20 protein-coding genes are annotated in these 19,091 nt (G+C 73.0%); 12 read left to right on the top strand and 8 right to left on the bottom strand.

Annotated features, from left to right (window positions below; genetic code table 11):
* Window positions 1-19 precede the first annotated feature (19 nt).
* From M0M48_RS09945 to M0M48_RS09910, 8 genes are all read left to right on the top strand, one after another.
* Window positions 20-826, top strand: a complete 807-nt coding sequence (locus M0M48_RS09945) for a 2-keto-4-pentenoate hydratase (RefSeq protein WP_257751005.1) — start codon at window positions 20-22, stop codon at window positions 824-826.
* Between the two features lie 2 nt (window positions 827-828).
* Complete coding sequence (locus M0M48_RS09940) at window positions 829-1,731, top strand: acetaldehyde dehydrogenase (acetylating) (RefSeq protein ID WP_215815752.1); 903 nt, start codon at window positions 829-831, stop codon at window positions 1,729-1,731.
* Window position 1,732: 1 nt separating this feature from the next.
* Complete coding sequence (gene dmpG / locus M0M48_RS09935; protein WP_257751004.1) at window positions 1,733-2,815, top strand: 4-hydroxy-2-oxovalerate aldolase; 1,083 nt, start codon at window positions 1,733-1,735, stop codon at window positions 2,813-2,815.
* A 94-nt stretch (window positions 2,816-2,909) separates the two neighbouring features.
* A complete protein-coding gene (hsaA, locus tag M0M48_RS09930; RefSeq protein WP_215815754.1) occupies window positions 2,910-4,097 on the top strand; it encodes a 3-hydroxy-9,10-secoandrosta-1,3,5(10)-triene-9,17-dione monooxygenase oxygenase subunit in 1,188 nt (395 codons plus the stop codon).
* Entirely contained in the window at window positions 4,097-4,981 is an 885-nt protein-coding gene (hsaD, locus tag M0M48_RS09925; RefSeq protein WP_257751003.1) for a 4,5:9,10-diseco-3-hydroxy-5,9,17-trioxoandrosta-1(10),2-diene-4-oate hydrolase, read from the top strand. The genes hsaA and hsaD overlap by 1 nt, the downstream gene beginning before the upstream one ends.
* Window positions 4,982-4,996: 15 nt before the next feature.
* Window positions 4,997-5,911, top strand: a complete 915-nt coding sequence (gene hsaC, locus M0M48_RS09920; RefSeq protein WP_257751002.1) for an iron-dependent extradiol dioxygenase HsaC — start codon at window positions 4,997-4,999, stop codon at window positions 5,909-5,911.
* Window positions 5,912-5,931: 20 nt separating this feature from the next.
* Window positions 5,932-6,567 (top strand): flavin reductase family protein, encoded by a 636-nt coding sequence (locus M0M48_RS09915; protein WP_257751001.1) that lies wholly within the window; start codon window positions 5,932-5,934, stop codon window positions 6,565-6,567.
* A 75-nt stretch (window positions 6,568-6,642) separates the two neighbouring features.
* Entirely contained in the window at window positions 6,643-7,968 is a 1,326-nt protein-coding gene (locus M0M48_RS09910) for a trypsin-like serine peptidase (protein WP_257751000.1), read from the top strand.
* A 10-nt stretch (window positions 7,969-7,978) separates the two neighbouring features.
* Here M0M48_RS09910 and M0M48_RS09905 read toward each other — a convergent pair whose 3' ends face one another.
* Genes M0M48_RS09905 through M0M48_RS09895 form a run of 3 tightly spaced genes read right to left on the bottom strand, consistent with a single transcriptional unit; the run spans window position 7,979 to window position 11,039 of the window.
* A complete protein-coding gene (locus tag M0M48_RS09905; protein ID WP_257750999.1) occupies window positions 7,979-8,980 on the bottom strand; it encodes an acyl-CoA dehydrogenase family protein in 1,002 nt (333 codons plus the stop codon).
* Window positions 8,980-9,882 carry an acyl-CoA dehydrogenase family protein gene (locus tag M0M48_RS09900; RefSeq protein ID WP_257750998.1) on the bottom strand — a complete coding sequence of 301 codons (903 nt, stop codon included), beginning with the start codon at window positions 9,880-9,882 and terminating at the stop codon, window positions 8,980-8,982. The genes M0M48_RS09905 and M0M48_RS09900 overlap by 1 nt, the downstream gene beginning before the upstream one ends.
* On the bottom strand, window positions 9,879-11,039 hold the full coding sequence (locus M0M48_RS09895; protein ID WP_257750997.1) for an acyl-CoA dehydrogenase family protein: 1,161 nt from the start codon (window positions 11,037-11,039) through the stop codon (window positions 9,879-9,881). The genes M0M48_RS09900 and M0M48_RS09895 overlap by 4 nt, the downstream gene beginning before the upstream one ends.
* Before the next feature lie 95 nt (window positions 11,040-11,134).
* On the opposite strand from M0M48_RS09895, the gene M0M48_RS09890 reads away from it, so the two are divergent.
* From M0M48_RS09890 to M0M48_RS09880, 3 genes are read left to right on the top strand one after another with little or no spacing between them, the layout of a single operon-like run.
* On the top strand, window positions 11,135-12,340 hold the full coding sequence (locus M0M48_RS09890; RefSeq protein WP_257750996.1) for an acyl-CoA dehydrogenase family protein: 1,206 nt from the start codon (window positions 11,135-11,137) through the stop codon (window positions 12,338-12,340).
* Window positions 12,337-13,140, top strand: coding sequence for an SDR family oxidoreductase (locus M0M48_RS09885; RefSeq protein WP_257750995.1), 804 nt, complete (start codon window positions 12,337-12,339; stop codon window positions 13,138-13,140). Before M0M48_RS09890 ends, M0M48_RS09885 begins: the two co-directional genes overlap by 4 nt.
* A gap of 31 nt (window positions 13,141-13,171) precedes the next feature.
* Entirely contained in the window at window positions 13,172-14,338 is a 1,167-nt protein-coding gene (locus tag M0M48_RS09880) for an acetyl-CoA C-acetyltransferase (protein WP_215815761.1), read from the top strand.
* Window positions 14,339-14,341: 3 nt separating this feature from the next.
* Here M0M48_RS09880 and M0M48_RS09875 read toward each other — a convergent pair whose 3' ends face one another.
* From M0M48_RS09875 to M0M48_RS09855, 5 genes are all read right to left on the bottom strand, one after another.
* Complete coding sequence (locus M0M48_RS09875) at window positions 14,342-14,956, bottom strand: response regulator transcription factor (protein WP_215815762.1); 615 nt, start codon at window positions 14,954-14,956, stop codon at window positions 14,342-14,344.
* Window positions 14,953-16,062, bottom strand: a complete 1,110-nt coding sequence (locus M0M48_RS09870) for a sensor histidine kinase (RefSeq protein WP_257750994.1) — start codon at window positions 16,060-16,062, stop codon at window positions 14,953-14,955. The genes M0M48_RS09875 and M0M48_RS09870 overlap by 4 nt, the downstream gene beginning before the upstream one ends.
* A 20-nt stretch (window positions 16,063-16,082) precedes the next feature.
* Window positions 16,083-16,859, bottom strand: a complete 777-nt coding sequence (locus tag M0M48_RS09865; RefSeq protein WP_257750993.1) for an ABC transporter permease — start codon at window positions 16,857-16,859, stop codon at window positions 16,083-16,085.
* Window positions 16,856-17,806, bottom strand: coding sequence for an ABC transporter ATP-binding protein (locus tag M0M48_RS09860; RefSeq protein ID WP_257750992.1), 951 nt, complete (start codon window positions 17,804-17,806; stop codon window positions 16,856-16,858). Before M0M48_RS09860 ends, M0M48_RS09865 begins: the two co-directional genes overlap by 4 nt.
* A 103-nt stretch (window positions 17,807-17,909) precedes the next feature.
* Window positions 17,910-18,599 (bottom strand): PilZ domain-containing protein, encoded by a 690-nt coding sequence (locus tag M0M48_RS09855; protein ID WP_257750991.1) that lies wholly within the window; start codon window positions 18,597-18,599, stop codon window positions 17,910-17,912.
* Window positions 18,600-18,649: 50 nt separating this feature from the next.
* On the opposite strand from M0M48_RS09855, the gene M0M48_RS09850 reads away from it, so the two are divergent.
* Window positions 18,650-19,090 (top strand): VOC family protein, encoded by a 441-nt coding sequence (locus M0M48_RS09850; RefSeq protein ID WP_257750990.1) that lies wholly within the window; start codon window positions 18,650-18,652, stop codon window positions 19,088-19,090.
* The last annotated feature ends 1 nt before the right edge of the window (window position 19,091 follow it).

Raw genomic sequence — 19,091 nt, 5'->3', positions numbered from 1 at the left:
CAGGTTCTAGTATGTCCGTGTGACCCCTCCAGACGCCGTCGCGGCCGCGGTCGACCGCCTCGCCACGGCCCAGGCGACACGGGTTCCGTGCGCCGCCGTCCGCGACCTCATCGGCACCGACGACCTGCCCGCGGCGTACGCCGTCCAGCAGGGTCTCGTGCGGGCCCGGATCGCCGGCGGCGTGAGCGTCGTGGGCCGCAAGATCGGCGCCACCTCCGAGGCCGTGCAGAACCAGCTCGGCGTGGACCAGCCCGACTTCGGCTACCTCCTGAGCGACATGGACGTGAGCGACGGGGCGGACGGCGCGCCGATCTCGATGCGCACGCTCGTGCAGCCGCGGGTCGAGGCCGAGGTCGCCTTCCGGCTCGGGGCCGACATCGCTCCGGCGAGCGAGGACGAGATCACGCTCGACCTGGTCCGGGCCGCCGTCGACGTCGCGCTCCCGGCGCTGGAGATCGTCGACTCGCGCATCGAGCGCTGGGACATCACCTTCACCGACACGGTCGCCGACAACGCCTCCAGCGGGCTCTTCGTGGTCGGCCGCGACGGACTCCCGCTCAGCGAGATCGAGCCCCGTGACGTCGTCATGTCGCTCACGATCGACGGCGAGGAGCGTTCGGCCGGCACCGGTGCGGCGTGCCTCGGCGACCCGCTCGAGGCGCTGCGCTGGCTCGCGGTGCAGGCCTACCGCTTCGGAGACCCGCTGCGCGCGGGCCACCTGATCCTGTCCGGGGCCCTCGGCCCGTTCGTGCCGTTCGCCGCGGGCGACCGCGTCACGGCGTCCATCAGCGGCTTCGCGCCCCTGACCGTCACCTTCGAGGAGTGAAGATGGGCAAGCTGACCGCTGCCATCGTCGGGCCCGGCAACATCGGCACCGACCTGCTCTACAAGCTCAAGCGCAGCGAGGTCATCGAGCCGCGCTGGATGATCGGCGTGGACCCGTCGAGCGAGGGCCTGCGCATCGCCGCCGACGAGGGGCTCGCGGTGAGCCACGAGGGCGTCGACTGGCTGCTCAAGCAGGACGAGCTGCCCGACCTGCTCTTCGAGGCGACCTCCGCCTACGTGCACCGCGAGTACGCGCCGCGCTACGCCGAGGCGGGCATCCGCGCGATCGACCTGACGCCCGCCGCCGTCGGGCCTGCGGTGATCCCGCCGGTCAACGGCACCGAGCACGTCGGCGCGCTCAACGTCAACATGATCACCTGCGGCGGCCAGGCCACGATCCCCATGGTCAACGCGGTCTCCCGGGTCACTCCGGTGCCGTACGCCGAGATCGTCGCCTCGGTCTCCAGCGTCAGCGCCGGACCGGGCACGCGCGCCAACATCGACGAGTTCACGCGGACCACCGCGGCGGGCGTCGAGACGATCGGCGGCGCCGAGAAGGGCAAGGCGATCATCATCCTCAACCCGGCCGACCCGCCGATGATCATGCGCGACACGATCTTCTGCGCCGTCGACCCGGACGCCGACACCGACGCGATCGCCGAGTCCGTGCACCTCATGGAGCAGGCCGTCCAGCAGTACGTGCCGGGCTACCGGCTGCTCCAGGAGCCCCAGTTCGACGGTCCCTCGGACTTCACCCGCGGGATGCGCCGAGTCTCGATCTTCGTCGAGGTCGAGGGCGCGGGGGACTACCTCCCGCCGTACTCCGGGAACCTCGACATCATGACCGCCGCGGCCGCGCAGGTCGGCGAGAACATCGCCCGGCACCTGATCGAGAAGGGCAACTGACATGACCGGCACCGACACGCTCACCCGCACCTGGTCGGGCACCCACGGCGACGAGCCGTTCGGCCACCTCGACCTGCGCCTGACCGACACCTGCCTGCGCGACGGCTCGCACCACAAGCGGCACCAGTTCACCGGCCAGGAGGTCGAGGACATCGTCCGCGCGCTCGACGAGTCGGGCATCCCGGTGATCGAGGTGACCCACGGCGACGGCCTCGGCGGGAGCAGCTTCAACTACGGCTTCTCGCGCACGCCCGAGCAGGAGCTCATCCGGATCGCGGCCGAGACCGCGAAGCGCGCCAAGATCGCGTTCCTGATGCTCCCGGGCGTCGGTACCAAGGACGACATCCGCGCCGCGCAGGACAACGGCGGCCAGATCTGCCGGATCGCGACGCACTGCACCGAGGCCGACGTCTCGATCCAGCACTTCGGCCTCGCTCGCGAGCTCGGCCTGGAGACCGTCGGCTTCCTGATGATGAGCCACACCCAGCCGCCCGAGGTCCTCGCGCAGCAGGCCCGGATCATGGTCGACGCCGGCTGCCAGTGCGTCTACGTGGTCGACTCGGCCGGCGCGCTCATCATGGAGCAGACCGCCGACCGGGTCGCCGCCGTCGTCGCCGAGATCGGGCACCAGGCCGACGTCGGCTTCCACGGTCACGAGAACCTCGGCCTCGGCGTCGCCAACACGGTCATCGCCGCCCGCGCGGGCGCGACCCAGATCGACGGCTCGGTCCGCCGCTTCGGCGCGGGCGCCGGCAACACGCCCCTGGAGGCGTTCATCGGCGTCTGCGACAAGCTGGACTGGACCACCGGCGTGGACTTCCTCAAGATCGTCGACGCCTCCGAGGACGTCATCAAGCCGGCGATGCCCGAGGAGTGCCGGCTCGACCGGATGACGCTGATGATGGGCTACGCCGGCGTCTACTCGTCCTTCCTCAAGCACGCCGGCAACGCGGCCGAGCGGTACGGCGTCTCCGGTGCCCAGATCCTGCTGGAGGCCGGACGGCGCAAGCTGATCGGCGGCCAGGAGGACCAGCTGATCGACATCGCGCTGCAGCTCAAGGCCCGCGAGACCGCGGGCGTCTGAGCGCCGGATCCCGCTCAGCGGCGATCCCGACTTGCCAAAACTAGAACGTGTTCTACTATTGGACACACACTCTGTCGCAGACACAGGAGCTCCCATGAACCAGGACTTCACTCCCGAGGTAGACGCCGTCCTCGCGGGCGTGCGCGACCTGCTGCCCACCTTCCGCGAGCGGGCCGAGGAGGGCGACCGCCTCCGGGTCATCCCGGACGCCTCCATCAAGGAGCTCGAGGAGACCGGCTTCTTCCGCCTCCTCCAGCCGAAGCGGTACGGCGGCCTGGAGGCCGACCCCGTCGCCTTCTACACCGCCGTGCGCGACATCGCCTCGGCCGACGGCTCGACCGGCTGGGTCTCCAGCGTGGTCGGCGTCCACCCGTGGCAGGTGGCGCTCTTCGACGACAAGGCCCAGCAGGCCGTGTGGGGCGACGACCAGAGCGTGCGGCTCTCGTCGTCGTACGCCCCGACGGGCAAGGCCGTCGTCACCGAGGGCGGCTTCACGCTCTCGGGCAAGTGGAGCTTCTCCTCCGGTTCCGACCACTGTGCCTGGGTGCTGCTCGGCGGCCTGGTGTTCAACGCCGAGGGTCAGGTCGTGGACTTCCGGACCTTCATGGTCCCGCGCGAGAAGTACCAGGTCGTCGACGTCTGGAATGTCGTCGGTCTGCGCGGCACCGGCTCGAACGACATCGTCGTCGAGGAGACCTTCATCCCCGAGGAGTTCACGCTCTCGATGGGGGAGACCGGCCAGTGCCGGGGTCCGGGCCAGGCGGTCAACACCAGCGACCTCTACAAGCTGCCGTTCCACTCGATCTTCACCAGCACCATCGCCACGCCGATCATCGGCATGGCCAAGGGTGCCTACGCCGAGCACGTCGAGATGCAGCAGAAGCGCGTCCGTGCGGCGTACCTGGGGGAGAAGGCGTCGCTCGACCCGTTCGCCGCCGTCCGCATCGCGCGCTCGTCGTCCGAGATCGACGCGGCCTGGGCGCTGCTGATGAGCAACATCCGCGAGGAGCAGGCGCACGTCGCCCGCGGCGAGCAGATCCCGCTCGAGCTGCGGCTGCGCGTGCGGCGCGACCAGGTGCTCGGCACCGCGCGCTCGATCGACGCCATCGACGCGCTGTTCGAGGCGTCGGGCGGCCGGGCGCTCGCCGAGGGCACCTACCTGCAGCGCGCCTGGCGCGACGCCCACGCGGGCCGGGTGCACGCGGCCAACGACCCCGAGCGCGCCCTGCAGATGTACGGCGCCCAGCAGTTCGGCCACAAGGTCGACCCGGGGATGTACTGATGAGCGACTTCTCCAAGGACGCGACCCGTCGTACCGCCCAGGTCAAGACCGAGGCGGCCGGCGAGATCACGCTCAACTACTACGAGGCGGGCATCGGCGAGGGCCGGCTGCCGCTGGTCATGCTGCACGGCGGCGGACCGGGTGCGTCGTCGTGGTCGAACTTCGGGCCGGCGCTGGAGGGCTTCGCCCAGGAGTACCGGACGATCCTCGTCGACCAGCCGGGCTTCGGCGGCTCCGACAAGCCGCCGGTGGTGGGCAACTACTACCGGTTCGCGGCCGACGCCGTCGTCGCGCTGCTCGACGAGCTGGGTCTGGACAAGGTCCACGTGCTCGGCAACAGCCTCGGCGGCGGTACGGCGATGCGGCTCGCGCTGACCTACCCGGACCGGGTGGGCCGGCTGGTCCTCATGGGCCCCGGCGGGCTCTCGCTCAACCTCTTCCACGCCGACCCGACCGAGGGCGTGCAGCGGCTGATGGACTTCGGCGCCAACCCCGGTCGTGAGTCGCTGCGCGCCTTCATCTCCACGATGGTCGTCAACCAGGGCCTGGTCACCGACGAGCTCGTCGAGGAGCGCTTCGCCGACGCCACCGCGCCCGGTGCGCAGGCCGCGATGCGCTCGATGGGTATGTCGTTCTGGAACCCTGAGACCGCCGAGGACGGGATGCTCTGGCGCGAGGCGCACCGGCTGCGCAAGCACACCCTGCTGACCTGGGGCCGCGAGGACCGGGTCAACCCGCTCGACGGCGCGTTCGCCGCGCTCAAGCTGATCCCCAAGGCCCAGCTGCACGTCTTCCCGAACTGCGGCCACTGGGCCCAGATCGAGGCCGCCGACGAGTTCCGCGAGATCACCAGCGCCTTTCTCAACAGGCACATCGAGCGATAGGGGCCGCGACCACCAATGCCAACCACCAACGACACCGGCATCAGCATCAAGTCCATGGGCTACATCCGGGTCGCCAGCACCGACCTGGACGCCTGGAAGACCTTCGCGGGCAAGGTCCTCGGCCTCGCCGAGGGCCGCGGCCCGAACCCGGAGCACCAGTACTGGCGCATCGACGAGGTCTCCGCGCGCATCGTCGTCTTCCCCAGTGACGTCGACCAGCTCGACTGCACCGGCTGGGAGCTCGCCGACCACCAGGCGCTCCAGGCCGCGCGCGAGCACCTGCAGAAGGCCGGCGTCGAGTTCGAGGAGGGCACCGCCGAGGAGCTCGCCGAGCGCCGGGTCCAGGAGCTCGTCCGCTTCCGCGACCCGTGGGACAACGTCTTCGAGCTCTTCCACGGCATCACCTACGAGGCGCGGCCCGTCGTCACGCCGTACGCTGCGACGTTCGTGACCGCCGAGCAGGGCATGGGCCACATCGTCGTCCCGGTGCTCGACGACGTCGAGGCGCTGCGCTTCTACACCGAGGTGCTGGGCTTCCGGCTGCGCGACTCGATGAGCATGCCCGGTGAGTTCGTCGGCAAGGAGCCCGGCAGCAAGGTCTGGCTGCGGTTCCTCGGCGTCAACCCGCGCCACCACTCGCTCGCGTTCCTGCCGATGCCGAACGCCAGCAAGTGCGTGCACGTGATGCTCGAGGTCGACAAGCTCGACCACGTCGGCCGCGCGCTGGAGCGGGTCCGCAAGCACAAGGCGCCGCTCTCGGCGACGCTCGGGCGCCACATGAACGACGAGATGATCTCGTTCTACGTGAAGTCGCCCGGCGGCTTCGACATCGAGTTCGGTACCGAGGGCATGACCGTGGACGACGCCCGCTGGGTCGCGCGCGAGTCGACCGCGGTGTCCTACTGGGGCCATGTCTTCGGCGGGCAATGAGCGCGGCTAACGTGAGCGACGTGAGCGAGATCCCCGACGGCATCAGTTCCGACGCGCGGGAGACCTGGCCGCACCCCGAGCTGATCCAGTCTTGGCTCGGTGACGCCGACGTCGACTTCGAGCTGCGCCCGGGCGAGGCGGTCGCCGTCCATGACGACCCTGAGGCCCAGGCCGCGGCCCGGCAGTTCCGCGACGTGCTCGGGTGCTTCGCCTCGGGCATCGCGGTCGTCACCGCGATGAGCGGCGACGAGCCGATCGGGCTGACCTGCCAGTCGTTCTCGAGCGTCTCGCTCGACCCGCCGCTGATCACGTTCATCCCCGCGCGCTCCTCGCGGGCGTGGCCGCTGATGCAGCGGGCCGGCCGGTTCTGCGTCAACATCCTCGCCGCCGACCAGGAGCACGTCTCCGGTCAGATGGCGACCAAGGGCATCGACAAGTTCGCCGGCCTCGACTGGACGCCCGCCGCGGCGACCGGCTCGCCGGTGATCGCCGGGACGCTCGCCCACCTCGACTGCACGATCCACGCGGTCTACGAGGGCGGGGACCACTACATCGTGGTGGGCCGGGTCGAGCACCTCGAGGCGCACGACCCGCAGGCGGCGGTCACCGAGCCGCTGCTCTACTTCAAGGGCCGCTACCGCACCACCGACGGCTAGCCCCTCGTAGCCTCCCGGGCCGCTCGGGCGTTGTTCCCCGAACGACGTGAACCGGCCGGTCTGGGGGGATCGATGGTGACGAAGCGACACGCGGTCGCGGCAGCGGTGCTGGCGTGGCTGCTGCCGGCGGGCCTGCTCACGGCGGCGCCCGGAGCCGGAGCCACCCCCACGGTGGCGCCGCGGCCGAGTGCGGCCGGGGACTCCGGCGACGTCCGCTCGTACTGGACGCCGCAGCGCATGCGCGACGCCGTGCCGGTCGACCGCTCGGCCGACGGCGCGACCGGCGCGACCGGCGCGGGCCCGACGGCCCGCCGGACGACAGCGGGCGCACAGGCCCGGGCCGTGGTGGCGCCGCGCAGCACCGGCAAGCTGTTCTTCTCCGACGGGGCGTCGGACTACGTGTGCTCCGGCGCGGCGGTCAACACCCCCGAGCGCAATGTCGTGCTCACCGCCGGTCACTGCGTCAACAGCGGGGCGACCCGCGGGCTGCTGGGCTGCCGGCCGGGGCGCTACTTCACGCGCTTCCTGTTCGTGCCGGGCTATGCCGGGGGTGCGCGGCCCTACGGCGCCTGGACCGGTGTCACCGCGCTGGCCCAGCCCGACTGGGTCAACCAGTGCGGCAACTACTCCCACGACCAGGCCGTGCTCACGGTCGCCCCGCTGGGCGGACGCCGGCTGGTCGACGTGGTCGGCGGCAATGCGGTCGCCTGGGGCTACCCGCAGCGCGAGGACGGCGTGCGGGTGATCGGCTGGCCCGCCGAGGCGCCGTACGACGGCGAGAGCGCCCAGCAGTGCACCGGCTCGACCTCGGCGTTCCCCGAGACCGGCGACGCCCACCTGGCCTGCCCGCTCAACGGCGGGGCGAGCGGCGGGCCGTGGTTCCTCACCATGACGAGCGTGGACGTCGGGTTCATCTGGGCGGTGACGTCGCGGCGTACCACCGAGGGGCCGCCGATCCTGCTCGCCTGGCCGCTCGACCGCACGATCCTGACCCTGCTCGCCGCGGTCCGGTCTCCGGCTGCTCGGGCCGCCAGTCCCGCGCAACCTGCGGTGAGTGCCCGTGGGCGCGGACCGCTCGCGGTCGCCGCGGTGCCGGCCGTGACCGGCCGCGGTCAGCCCTACCGGCTGCGGCTGCGGGCCCGGCCGGGCACCAAGGTCGTCGTCCAGGTCCGCCGCTCGGCGTCCGCGCGGTGGGCGCGGCTCGGGGCGGTCCGGATCCCGGCCTCCGGCGTGGTCGAGCTGACCCGGGCGGCGACCCCGGTCGGGCCGACGTGGTTCCGGCTCAAGCAGGGCAAGCGCGTCGGCAAGAAGGCCAAGGTCGTCGTCCGCGCCTGCCCGCTGCCGGCCGATCGCAGCGGGGCCGTGGTGGCGGCCACCGGCTGCACCAGCCCCACGGCCTAGGAGCCTGCACCTAGAGCGCGACGGCCGCCCGGTACCGGTGCGGCGCGCCGAACAGCTGACCGAGCGCGTGCGCCCGCTTGAAGACCAGGTGCGCGTCGTGCTCCCAGGTGATCGCGATGCCGCCGTGGAGCTGCACGCACTCGCTCGCGGCGAGGCTCGCCGTCTCGAGGGCGTACGACGCCGCGGCGTGCGCCTGGAAGGCCGCCTCGGCTGGGTCGGTCTCGGGGTCGCTCAGCGCGTAGGACGCAGCCCAGGTCGCCGAGCGCGCCATCTCGACCCGCGCGAGGACGTCGGCCATCCGGTGCTTGAGCGCCTGGAAGGAGCCGATCGCGCGCCCGAACTGCACACGCTCCTTGCTGTAGTCGACCGTCATCCGCAGCGCGCGGTCGGCCAGGCCGACCGCCAGCGCGGCCACCGAGGCCGCACCGACGAGCTCGGCCCGCTCGCGTGCGGCGACGCCGTCGCCGATCACGGTGAGCTCGGCGCCGGACAGGTCGAGCCGGGCGAGCCGGACGCTCTGGTCCATCGCCTCGACCCAGGTGGCCGTGGCGCCGGTGACCTCGACCAGGTCGTCGCCGCGGACCGCCAGCACGACGGCCGCGCGGTCTCCGTCGAGCACGACGGGCGCGGCGGCCTCGTCGAGCGCGATGGTCGCGATCTCGCCCGCCGCGATGCCCGGCAGGAGCCGGGCCTTGGCCTCGTCGGTGCCGCCGGCGAGCAGCGCCTCGGTCGCCACGGTCGTCGCCAGGAGCGGCGACGGCGCGATCGTGCGGCCGAGCTCCTCGAGCACCACGGAGGTCTCGAAGAAGGTCACGCCGACGCCGTCGTACTGCTCGGGGACGGCGAGCGCAGCCACGCCGATCTGCTCGCACAGGGTCGCCCAGAGCGCCTCGTCGTAGCCGGTCTCGGAGACCGACGCGGCCCGGACCGCGGCCGAGTCGGCGCGCTTGTCGAGCAGTCCGCGCACCGTGGCGGCCAGCTCGGCCTGCTCCTCGCTGAGGTCGAAGTGCATCAGGCGCTCCCGACCAGGGAGTCGAGGATCCGGGCGCGGTGGGCGGCCGGCGTACCCCAGGCGGTGACCAGGGCGCGGATCTTGGTGATCCACACGCTCAGGTCGAACTCCTGGGTGTAGCCGATCGCGCCGTGCACCTGCAGGCCGGTGCGCGAGGCGAGGTAGGCCGCGTCCGCGCAGGCGACCTTGGCCGCGGACACCGCGCGCGGCGTCGGGTCGAGGGCGGCGCCGTAGACGAGGGGGCGCGCGAAGTCGAGCGCGATCCGGACGTCGGCCAGCTTGTGCTTGATCGCCTGGTACGAGCCGATCTCGCGGCCGAACTGCTTGCGCTGCTTGACGTAGGTGACCGCGTCGGCGAGCACCCGCTCGCCGGCACCGAGCAGCTGCGCGGCGGTGGCCAGCACCGCCAGGTCGTACGCCGCGGTGAGGTCGCCGCCGGCCTCGACCGGGTCGCCGGGGGTGACCTCGACGAGGTGGCGCGCGCGGTCGACGGAGGCCTCGACGGCGCCGGCGGTCGCGGAGCGCAGCGCGGAGCCGTCGGCCGCGTAGACCTCGGCGGCGACGTCGGCGTCGAGCGCGGTCGTCGTACCGGGGGCGGCGACGGTGGCGACGCCCTCGACCTCGCGGCCGAGCGCGACGGGCAGGTAGGCGGCCGCCTCGACCCACGGTCCGGGCACGGCGTGGCGGCCCAGCGCCTCGAAGGCCACGCACAGCTCGACCGGCGTCGCCTCGGTGGCGAGCATGGTCAGGCCCTGCTCGGCGAGGCGCTCCCAGAGCGCGAGGCCCGGGGCGTGGTCGCCCGCGGCCCAGGAGCGGGCGGCGGCGACGGTGTCGGCGGCGGACAGCAGGGCGTCGAGCGACGCGGCGAAGTCCCGCTGGTCGGTGGTGAGCTCGAACCTCACTTCTGGACTCCCTTCGGCTCGCGGGGGAGTCCGAGGATCCGCTCCGCGATGATGTTGCGCTGGATCTCGTTGGTGCCGGCGTAGATCGGTCCGGACAGCGAGAAGGTGTAGCCGTCGAGCCACCGCGACTCGGCCTCGGCGTCGGGGCCGAGCAGGTCGAGGGCGGTCTCGTGCAGCGCCACGTCGAGCTCGCTCCACCAGACCTTGTTGACCGAGCCGGCCGCGCCGACGTCGCCGCCGTTCTTGAGCTGGGTGACGGTGCCCCAGGTGTAGAGGCGGTAGGCCTCGGCCTTGATCCAGGCGTCGACGACGCCCTGGGTGGCCGCGGCCCGGTCGGGGCCTGCCGGCGTCTCGCCGTACAGGGCCAGGAGGCGGTCGGCGGCCGCGGTGAACCGGCCGGGGGAGCGCAGCGAGAGGCCGCGCTCGTTGCCGGCGGTGCTCATCGCCACCCGCCAGCCGTCGCCGGGCGCGCCGAGCACGTCGGCGTCCGGGACGAAGACGTCGTCGAAGAACACCTCGGCGAAGCCCGCCTCGCCGTCGAGCTGGGCGATCGGGCGGACCGTGACGCCGTCGGCGTCGAGCGGGAAGAGGAAGTAGGTCAGCCCCGCGTGCTTCTGGGCCTCCGGGTCGCTGCGGAAGAGACCGAAGCCCCACTGGGCCAGCGCGGCGCGCGAGCACCAGATCTTCTGGCCGTTGAGCACCCAGCCGCCGCGCTCGTCGTCACGACGGGCGGTGGACTTGAGGGAGGCGAGGTCGGAGCCGGCCTCGGGCTCGCTCCAGCACTGCGCCCAGACCCGCTCGCCGGTCGCCATCGAGGGCAGGAACCGGTCCTGCTGCTCGGGCGTGCCGTGCTCGAAGATGATCGGCGCGAGCAGGAAGATGCCGTTCTGGGACACGCGCAGCGGCGCGCCGGCCCGGTAGTACTCCTCCTCGAAGATCACCCACTCGACCAGGGAGGCCTCCCGGCCGTGGTACTCCGTGGGCCAGGACACGACCGACCAGCGGTCGGCGGCCAGCTTGGCCTCCCAGGCCTGGTGCAGGACGAAGCCCTCGGCGGTGTCCAGGGACGGCAGCGGCTCGGCGGGCACGTGGGCCGCCAGCCAGGCCCGGGCCTCGGCCTGGAAGGCCAGCTCGGACGCGCTCAGCTCAAGATCCATCAGTTCGTGTTCCTCATCCCGTCGGGACCGTTGTAGGAGAGAATCTAGGCCCGGTCCTTCCTTGAACCAAGCATTTGCTTGGTAGGGTACCAGTCATGAACCTGACCGAGGGTGCTGAGGACCGCGCTTTCCGCGCCGAGATCCGGCAGTGGCTGGGCGACCACCTCACCGGCGAGTGGGCGGCGCTGCGCGGCCTGGGCGGTCCCGGCCGCGAGCACGAGGCCCACGACGAGCGCCTGGCCTGGAACCGGCACCTCGCCGAGCACGGCTGGACCGCCGTCGGCTGGCCCACCGAGCACGGCGGCCGCGGGCTGTCGCTGTGGCAGCAGGTGATCTTCCACGAGGAGTACGCCCGCTCCGCGGCGCCCGCCGGCGTCAACCACCTCGGCGAGCAGCTGCTCGGCCCGACGCTCATCGCCTTCGGCACGCCCGAGCAGCAGCAGCGCTTCCTGCCCGAGATCGTCGCCGTGCGCGAGTTGTGGGCCCAGGGCTACTCCGAGCCCGGCGCCGGCTCCGACCTCGCCAACGTCCAGACCCGCGCCCGCCGCGACGAGTCCACCGGCGAGTGGGTCATCGACGGCCAGAAGGTGTGGACCTCGCTCGCGCACCTGTCCGACTGGTGCTTCGTCATCGCGCGCACCGAGGCGGGCTCCTCGCGCCACCAGGGCCTGTCCTTCCTGCTCGTGCCGCTCGACCAGGAGGGCGTCGAGATCCGCCCCATCGAGCAGCTCACCAGCGGCTCGGAGTTCAACGAGGTCTTCTTCACCGGCGCCCGCACCTCCGGCGACCTGGTCGTCGGCGAGCCGGGCCGCGGCTGGGGCGTGGCGATGGGCCTGCTCGGCTTCGAGCGCGGCGTGTCCACCCTCGGCCAGACCGTCGGCTTCGCCCGCGAGCTCGACAGCGTCGTCGCCCGGGCCAAGGCCAACGGCGCCATCGACGACCCCGTCGTGCGCGACCGGCTCGCCGAGCTCAAGGTCGAGCTCGCCGTCATCCGCAGCTACGCGCTGCGCGCGCTCGCCCTCGTCGAGGGCGGCCAGGACTCCGCCGCCGGCGGGGGAGCGGGCTCCATCTTCAAGCTCGCCTGGGCGACCTGGCACCGCACCCTCGGTGAGGTGGCGATGGACGTCGCCGGGCGCGACGGGCTGCTCGCGCGGGAGTCGGGGTCGTCGTACGACCTGGACGACCACCAGCGGCTCTTCCTCTTCTCGCGTGCCGACACCATCTACGGCGGCAGCGACGAGATCCAGAAGAACATCCTCGCCGAGCGCGTGCTCGGCCTACCGAAGGAGCCCCGCGGATGACCGCCATGCGACCGGAGCAGCCCACCCCCGACTACGTCCCGGGCCACGACCTGCTCGCCGGCAAGGTGGTCGTCGTGACCGCCGCGGCCGGCGCGGGCATCGGCGCGGCCGTCGTACGACGGGCGCTCGAGGAGGGCGCCAAGGCGGTCGTGTTCAGCGACACCCACGCCCGCCGCCTGGCCGAGGCCGAGGAGGCGCTGGCCGCCGAGTTCGGCGCCGAGCGCGTGCGCCAGTTGGTCTGCGACGTGACCAAGGAGGAGGACGTCACCGCCCTGCTCGACGCGGCCGACGACTTCGGCGGCGTCGACATCATGATCAACAACGCGGGCCTGGGCGGCACCGACTCGATCCTCGAGGTCACCGACGAGACCTGGAACCGGGTCATCGACATCACCCTGACCGGCACGATGCGCGCCACCCGCGCGGTCGGGCAGCGCTTCGTGGCGGCCGGCAAGAAGGGCGTGATCGTCAACAACGCCTCCGTCATCGGCTGGCGCGCCCAGGAGGGCCAGGCCCACTACGCCGCCGCCAAGGCCGGGGTGATGGCGCTGACCCGCTGCTCGGCGCTCGACCTGGCGCCGCACGGCATCCGGGTCAACGCGGTCTCGCCCTCGCTGGCGATGCACCCGTTCCTCGAGAAGGTCACCTCGCCCGAGCTGCTCGTCGAGCTCAAGCAGCGCGAGGCCTTCGGCCGCGCGGCCGCCCCCTGGGAGGTCGCCAACGTGATGGTCTTCCTCGCCAGCGACTACTCGTCGTACCTGACGGGCGAGGTCATCTCCGTCAGCAGCCAGCACGCCTGATCGTTCCCACCCCAACACAAGGAGACCTGCCATGGCTGAGGCCTACATCGTCGACGCCGTCCGCACCGCGGTCGGCAAGCGCGGCGGCGCACTCGCCGGCGTCCACTCCGCCGACCTCGGCGCGCACTCGATCGGGGCGCTCGTCGAGCGCACCGGGGTCGACCCGGGCGCCGTGGACGACGTCATCCTGGGCTGCTGCGACACGCTCGGCTCGCAGGCCGGCGACATCGCCCGTACGGCGTGGCTCGTCGCGGGCCTGCCCGACCACGTCCCCGGCGTGACGATCGACCGCCAGTGCGGCTCGTCGCAGCAGGCCGTGCACTTCGCCGCCCAGGCGGTCATGTCCGGCACCCAGGACCTCGTCGTGGCCGGCGGCGTGCAGAACATGAGCGCCATCCCGATCTCGGCGGCGATGCTGGCCGGTCAGCAGTACGGCTTCTCGACGCCCTTCGCCGAGTCGCCGGGCTGGCTCAAGCGCTACGGCGACCAGGAGGTCAGCCAGTTCCGCTCCGCCGAGATGATCGCGGAGAAGTGGGACGTCAGCCGCGAGGACATGGAGCGCTACGCCCTCGCCTCGCACGAGCGGGCCCGGGCCGCGATCGACGCCGGCCGCTTCCGCAGCGAGATCGCGCCCTACACGCTGGAGGACGGGACGGTCTTCGACACCGACCAGTGCCCCCGCGAGACCTCCCTGGAGAAGATGGCCGGCCTCGACCCGCTCGCCCCCGGCGGCCGGATCACCGCCGCGGTCGCCTCGCAGATCTGCGACGGCTCCGCCGCGCTGCTGATCGCCTCGGAGCAGGCGGTCAAGGACCACGGCCTGACCCCGCGCGCCCGGATCGTGCACCTCTCGGTGCGCGGCGACGACCCGGTCTGGATGCTCACCGGTCCCATCCCGGCGACCAAGCACGCGCTGGCCAAGAGCGGGATGTCGATCGACGACATCGACCTGTTCGAGTGCAACGAGGCCTTCGCCTCGGTCGTGCTGGCCTGGATGAAGGAGACCGGCGTCCCCCACGACAAGCTCAACGTCAACGGCGGCGGCATCGCCCTCGGTCACCCCATCGGCGCCACCGGTGCCCGGCTGATGACCACGCTGCTCAACGAGCTCGAGCGCACCGGCGGCCGCTACGGCCTGCAGACCATGTGCGAGGGCGGCGGCCAGGCCAACGTCACCATCATCGAGCGCCTGGGCTGAGCCTCAGATCCACCCCATCCGGCGCGCCGTCGCGGCGGCGTCGTGCCGGTTGGCGGCGCCCAGCTTGATGACCGCGCTCGACAGGTAGTTGCGCACGGTCCCCGGCGAGAGCGCGGCCCGGTCGGCGATCTCGTCGACCGGGGCGCCGTCCGCGGCGAGCTCGAGGACGTCCGCCTCACGCGGCGTCAGGGGGCTGTCGCCCGCGGCGATCGCCTCGGCGGCGAGCTCGGGGTCGACGTGGCGTCCGCCGGCGTGGACCTTGCGGACGACCTCGGCGAGCGTGACCGCCGAGGTCGTCTTCGGCAGAAAGCCGCGCACGCCCGTCCCCAGGGCCCGTTTGAGGTGTCCGGGACGCCCGTGGCCGGTCACGATCACGACGCCGCAGCCCGGCAGCACCTCGGCGAGCCGTTCGGCGACGGCGATGCCGTCGGGGCCGGGCATCTGCAGGTCGAGCACCGCGACGTCCACGGCGTGCTTGACCGCCATCGCCAGCGCCTCGTCGCCGGTGGCCGCCTCGGCCACCACCTCCAGGTCGGGCTCCAGCCCCAGCAGCTGCACGAGGGCGGTGCGGATCAGGTGCTCGTCATCGGCGAGGAGGACGCGGATCGGCGCGGTCATGCGGGCTCCTGCACGAGGTCGGGGAAGCGGGCGGTGAGACGGAAGTCCGGTACGTCGGCCGCGGTGGTCACCGTCGCGCCCAGCGGAGCGAGCCGCTCACGCAGGCCGTCGAGACCGAGACCCGTGCCCGGCTCGGCGCTCGCGACGCCGTCGTTGGTGACGCAGAGCTCCGGCGCCCGGAAGGTGATGGCGACCTGGGTGGCGGCGGAGTGGCGCAGCACGTTGGTGACCGCCTCGCGCACGATCCAGGCCGCCGGCTCCTGCCAGGGCGCGGGCACCTCCGCGACGTCGAGGCGGACCTCGATCCCGGCCGAGCGCAGCAGCGCACGGGCGCCCTCGAGCTCCTGGTGCAGGTCGGTCGGGCGGTAGCCGCGGGCCAGCTCGCGAGCCTCGCGCAGGGCGTCGTGGGCGACCCCGCGCACGGCGAGCATCTGCGCGGCGGCGCGCGGGTCGGCGCGGTCGGCCAGGGACGCGGCGAGCTCGGCCTGGACCGCGATCGCTGAGAGCCGGCGTCCCATCACGTCGTGGACGTCGCGCGAGAACCGGAGCCGCTCCTCGGCGACCGCCAGCGCGGCCTGGGCGGACCGCGCCTGGTCGAGCTCGGTGACGACACCGAGCAGCCACAGCGAGGCGCGCACGGTGAAGATGCAGAAGGCCGCCATGAACATCCCGCCGGCCAGCAGGGCCAGGCTGCCGGTCGTCGCGCCCATGAAGACGCCCAGCCCGAGGACGAGCGTCACGGTGAGCCACTGGTCGCGCAGCCCGCTCAACGACCAGACCACGTTGACGAAGACCGCGACCACCACCACCTCCCACACGGGGTGGGGCAGCGCCAGCGCGACCGCGACCGCCGAGAGCACGAGGAGCAGGGCGATCCGGCGCCACGGGCGCCGCTGGTCGAGCACCGCGCGGAGCACGCTCGTCGCGACCACCGTGAGCACGGGGATGCCGGCGCCCGCGACCGCGAAGGCCGTGCGGTGGTCGGGCTCCTGCGCGATCGCGGAGATGGTCAGGGTGCCGACGAAGAACCACAGCAGGAGGTAGAGCGACTGCCGGGTGTAGAGGTCGACCCGCTCGACCTGGTCGAGCTCCGTCCAGCGGCGCATGAGGGCGAGCCTAGGCGGTGTCACACCCGGGGCTCCCAGTGCAGCGAGCGGGCCGCGAGCCAGCACGCCACCGCGGTCCACGCGACCAGTACGGCGAGGTGCGGGGCGGCCGACCCCCAGGTCGCGGCGAGGTCGAGGGTGCTGGTCGTCCTGCCGTCGGCCATGCCGAACCAGGTGACCCGGACCAGGCCGGTCAGTGCCGCCCCGGGGGTCAGCTCGGCCCAGCGCTGGGCGGCGTCGGGGAGCGCGAGGCTGATCTGGCCGCCGATCGCGAGGAGGATGACGGGCAGGCTCGCGAGCTGGGCCGCCTCGGCGTTGCGGGTCCAGGCCGCGGTCCAGAAGGCGAAGGCCGCGTAGAGCGCGACGCAGGCGAGCGCGCCGACGACGTACAGCAGGGGGTTGCGGGGGAGGTCCTGGCCGAAGGCGGCCGCCACCGGGACGGCGAGCAGCGCCACCGCCAGCGCGATCACCGCGCCGGGCAGGACGAGCGCGGTGAGCAGCTCGGCATCGCGCGCCTCACCGGTCCGCAGCCGCTTGAGGACCAGCTCGTCGCGCCGGGTCACGAACTGGGAGAGCACGTTGTAGAACACCGGGAACACGAACGCCATGGTCAGCACCGTCGCGATCGTCGCCGCGCCGAGCGCCTCGTCGCCGCGATCGCCGCCGAGCAGGAGGGCCAGCGGGAGCAGCGGCAGCACGGTCCCGTAGGTCAGCGCGAGCCGGTTGCGGGTGAGCAGGACGGCGTTCCAGCGGGCGAGGCGGAGGGTGCGGGGCAGGGAGAGGGAGAGCGTGGTCATCGCAGGGCCGCCTCGGGCTCGGGGGTGGGGGTGGTCGCGGAGCCGTCGGCGATCGCGAGGAAGACCGACTCCAGGCTGGCCGGTCGGGCCTCCAGGTCGGCGAGCCGCAGGCCCTCGTCCCCGGCCCGGGCCAGGAGCGCGGTGAGCGTCTCCTGCAGGTCGCTGGTCTCCAGGGCGGTCCGGTCGCCGTTGGTGGCGACGGTCCGCACCGCGGGGAGACCGGCGAGCCAGGGCGGGGCGCTCGTCGTACGGATGCGGACGAAGGAGGGATGCCCGGCGACGACCTCGGCCGCCGTACCGGAGCGGACGATGCGGCCGGCGTGCATGATCTCCAGCCGGTCGGCCAGCGCCTCGGCCTCGTCGAGGTAGTGGGTGGTCAGCAGCACCGTCGTCCCGGCGTCGCGCAGCGACCGGATCAGGTCCCACACGTCGCGGCGGCTCTCGGGGTCGAGCCCGGTCGTCGGCTCGTCGAGGAGCAGCACCTCCGGACGCCCGGTCAGCGCGCAGGCGAGGTCGAGGCGGCGGTGCTCGCCACCCGACAGCGCCCGGACCGGTACGTCGAGCCGGTGGCTCAGCCGGAGCATCGCGACCACCTCGTCCAGCGGGCGCGGCGCGGTCAGCGTCCCGGCCCACATCCGCAGCGTCTCGCTGACCGTCAGGTCGCCGGAGAAGCCGCTGGTCTGGAGCAGCGTGCCGGTGCGGCGCCGTACCTGGTCACGGGCGGCGACCGGGTCCAGCCCGAGCACCCGGACCTCGCCGGCACCGGGGGAGCAGAGCCCCTCGATCACCTCCATCGTGGAGGTCTTGCCGGCGCCGTTGGTGCCGAGCAGGGCGGTCACCGTGCCCGTCGCCACGTCGAGGTCGACGCCGCGCACCGCCTCGTACGCGCGGGCACCGCTGCCGTAGGACCGGCGCAGTCCGCGGACCTGGATCGCTGGAGAGGTCATGGCTCCACGGTGCCGCCGGTCCGGGGCCGGCGGCAGGCCGCGGTGTCACCGGTTCCCGGTGACATCTGTCATGTAGGCCCGGGGCGGCCGGGAGCAGCCCGGGTCAGGTCCGGCTGCGGCGCCGCCGCTCGACCGCGAACACGACCGCGCGCAGCCGGTCACCGTGCCGGCGCGGCTCGGCGAAGGCGACCGCCACGCCGATGCCGCCGCTCGCGAACCGCACGTGGCGTACCACCGTCGCCGGCTGCGCCAGGTCCTCGTCGTCGACGCGGACCGTCGCCTCGAGCCGGGTACCGACCGCGGGTGCCCGGCTCCCGCGGGGGACCGTCGCCAGCAGGCCGCCCTCGCTGAGGTCGACCACGACGCCGGCGAGGTCGATCGGCTCCGGCTCCACGTCGGGGTCCTGCTCCGGCTCCCGCTCGGCGTCGAGGTCGGTCCAGGTGAGCAGCACCGGGACCGCGATCCGCGCCCGGAAGTAGGCGCGCTCCTGCAGCCGCGTCGCGGGCGCGCTGGGGCACAGGAGCCACACCTCGCCGTACGCCCGGCGGGCGGGGCGGGTCCGCACCGTGCACTCCATCCGGCCCAACGGATAGGTCCAGGCCAGCGTCGCGTCGAAGTGGTGCTCGCGCGGGTCCAGCCCCGGCGGCGGCGCCACGACCAGCGTCGTCGAGCCGTCGGACTGCGGCTCCAGGTCGAGGACCTTCGTCTCCAGCGCGAGCGCGGACCCCGTCGTCGGCCGGACCGTCAGGGCGACGTTCTGCAGCACGGCAGGGTGGAGCTCGGGCGGTGCCATGACCATGACCTGCTGATCGGCAGCGGTCCAGTCCGGTTGAGGTGGTTTGGGTGGGATTGCCGGTGATCGCGGGTGCGCTGTCGGCGCCTGCTGCTTCGATGGGCGTCATGATCGACCACCTCGGAATCAACTGTGCCGACCTCGACGCGGCCAAGGCCTTCTACGACCAGGTCCTCGGCTCGCTCGGCTTCTCCCGCGTGATGGACTTCGGCGTCGCCTGCGGCTACGGCGTCGAGGGCGACCCCGCCTTCTGGCTGAGCAGCTACGACGACCAGCCGGCCGCCCAGCGCGAGGTCCACGTCGCCTTCAAGGCAGCTGACGCCGACGCCGTGCACGCCTTCCACGAGGCCGCCGTCGCGGCCGGTGCCGAGGTGCTCCACGCGCCGCGGCCGTGGCCGGAGTACCACCCCGGCTACTACGGCGTCTTCGTGCGCGACCTCGACGGCAACAACGTCGAGGCCGTCACCCACACCTACGTCGCCGCGGGCTGAG

The organism is Pimelobacter simplex, assembly GCF_024662235.1.
Taxonomy (GTDB): domain Bacteria; phylum Actinomycetota; class Actinomycetes; order Propionibacteriales; family Nocardioidaceae; genus Nocardioides.
This window is presented reverse-complemented; position numbering and strand designations above follow the sequence as displayed.

Coding starts and splice junctions, on each gene's coding strand:
- M0M48_RS09940 (WP_215815752.1), top strand. CDS start 829: ATGGGCAAGCTGACCGCTGCCATCGTCGGGCCCGGCAACATCGGCACC.
- dmpG (WP_257751004.1), top strand. CDS start 1,733: ATGACCGGCACCGACACGCTCACCCGCACCTGGTCGGGCACCCACGGC.
- hsaA (WP_215815754.1), top strand. CDS start 2,910: ATGAACCAGGACTTCACTCCCGAGGTAGACGCCGTCCTCGCGGGCGTG.
- hsaD (WP_257751003.1), top strand. CDS start 4,097: ATGAGCGACTTCTCCAAGGACGCGACCCGTCGTACCGCCCAGGTCAAG.
- hsaC (WP_257751002.1), top strand. CDS start 4,997: ATGCCAACCACCAACGACACCGGCATCAGCATCAAGTCCATGGGCTAC.
- M0M48_RS09905 (WP_257750999.1), bottom strand. CDS start 8,980: ATGCACTTCGACCTCAGCGAGGAGCAGGCCGAGCTGGCCGCCACGGTG.
- M0M48_RS09895 (WP_257750997.1), bottom strand. CDS start 11,039: ATGGATCTTGAGCTGAGCGCGTCCGAGCTGGCCTTCCAGGCCGAGGCC.
- M0M48_RS09890 (WP_257750996.1), top strand. CDS start 11,135: ATGAACCTGACCGAGGGTGCTGAGGACCGCGCTTTCCGCGCCGAGATC.
- M0M48_RS09885 (WP_257750995.1), top strand. CDS start 12,337: ATGACCGCCATGCGACCGGAGCAGCCCACCCCCGACTACGTCCCGGGC.
- M0M48_RS09880 (WP_215815761.1), top strand. CDS start 13,172: ATGGCTGAGGCCTACATCGTCGACGCCGTCCGCACCGCGGTCGGCAAG.
- M0M48_RS09875 (WP_215815762.1), bottom strand. CDS start 14,956: ATGACCGCGCCGATCCGCGTCCTCCTCGCCGATGACGAGCACCTGATC.
- M0M48_RS09870 (WP_257750994.1), bottom strand. CDS start 16,062: ATGCGCCGCTGGACGGAGCTCGACCAGGTCGAGCGGGTCGACCTCTAC.
- M0M48_RS09865 (WP_257750993.1), bottom strand. CDS start 16,859: ATGACCACGCTCTCCCTCTCCCTGCCCCGCACCCTCCGCCTCGCCCGC.
- M0M48_RS09860 (WP_257750992.1), bottom strand. CDS start 17,806: ATGACCTCTCCAGCGATCCAGGTCCGCGGACTGCGCCGGTCCTACGGC.
- M0M48_RS09855 (WP_257750991.1), bottom strand. CDS start 18,599: ATGGCACCGCCCGAGCTCCACCCTGCCGTGCTGCAGAACGTCGCCCTG.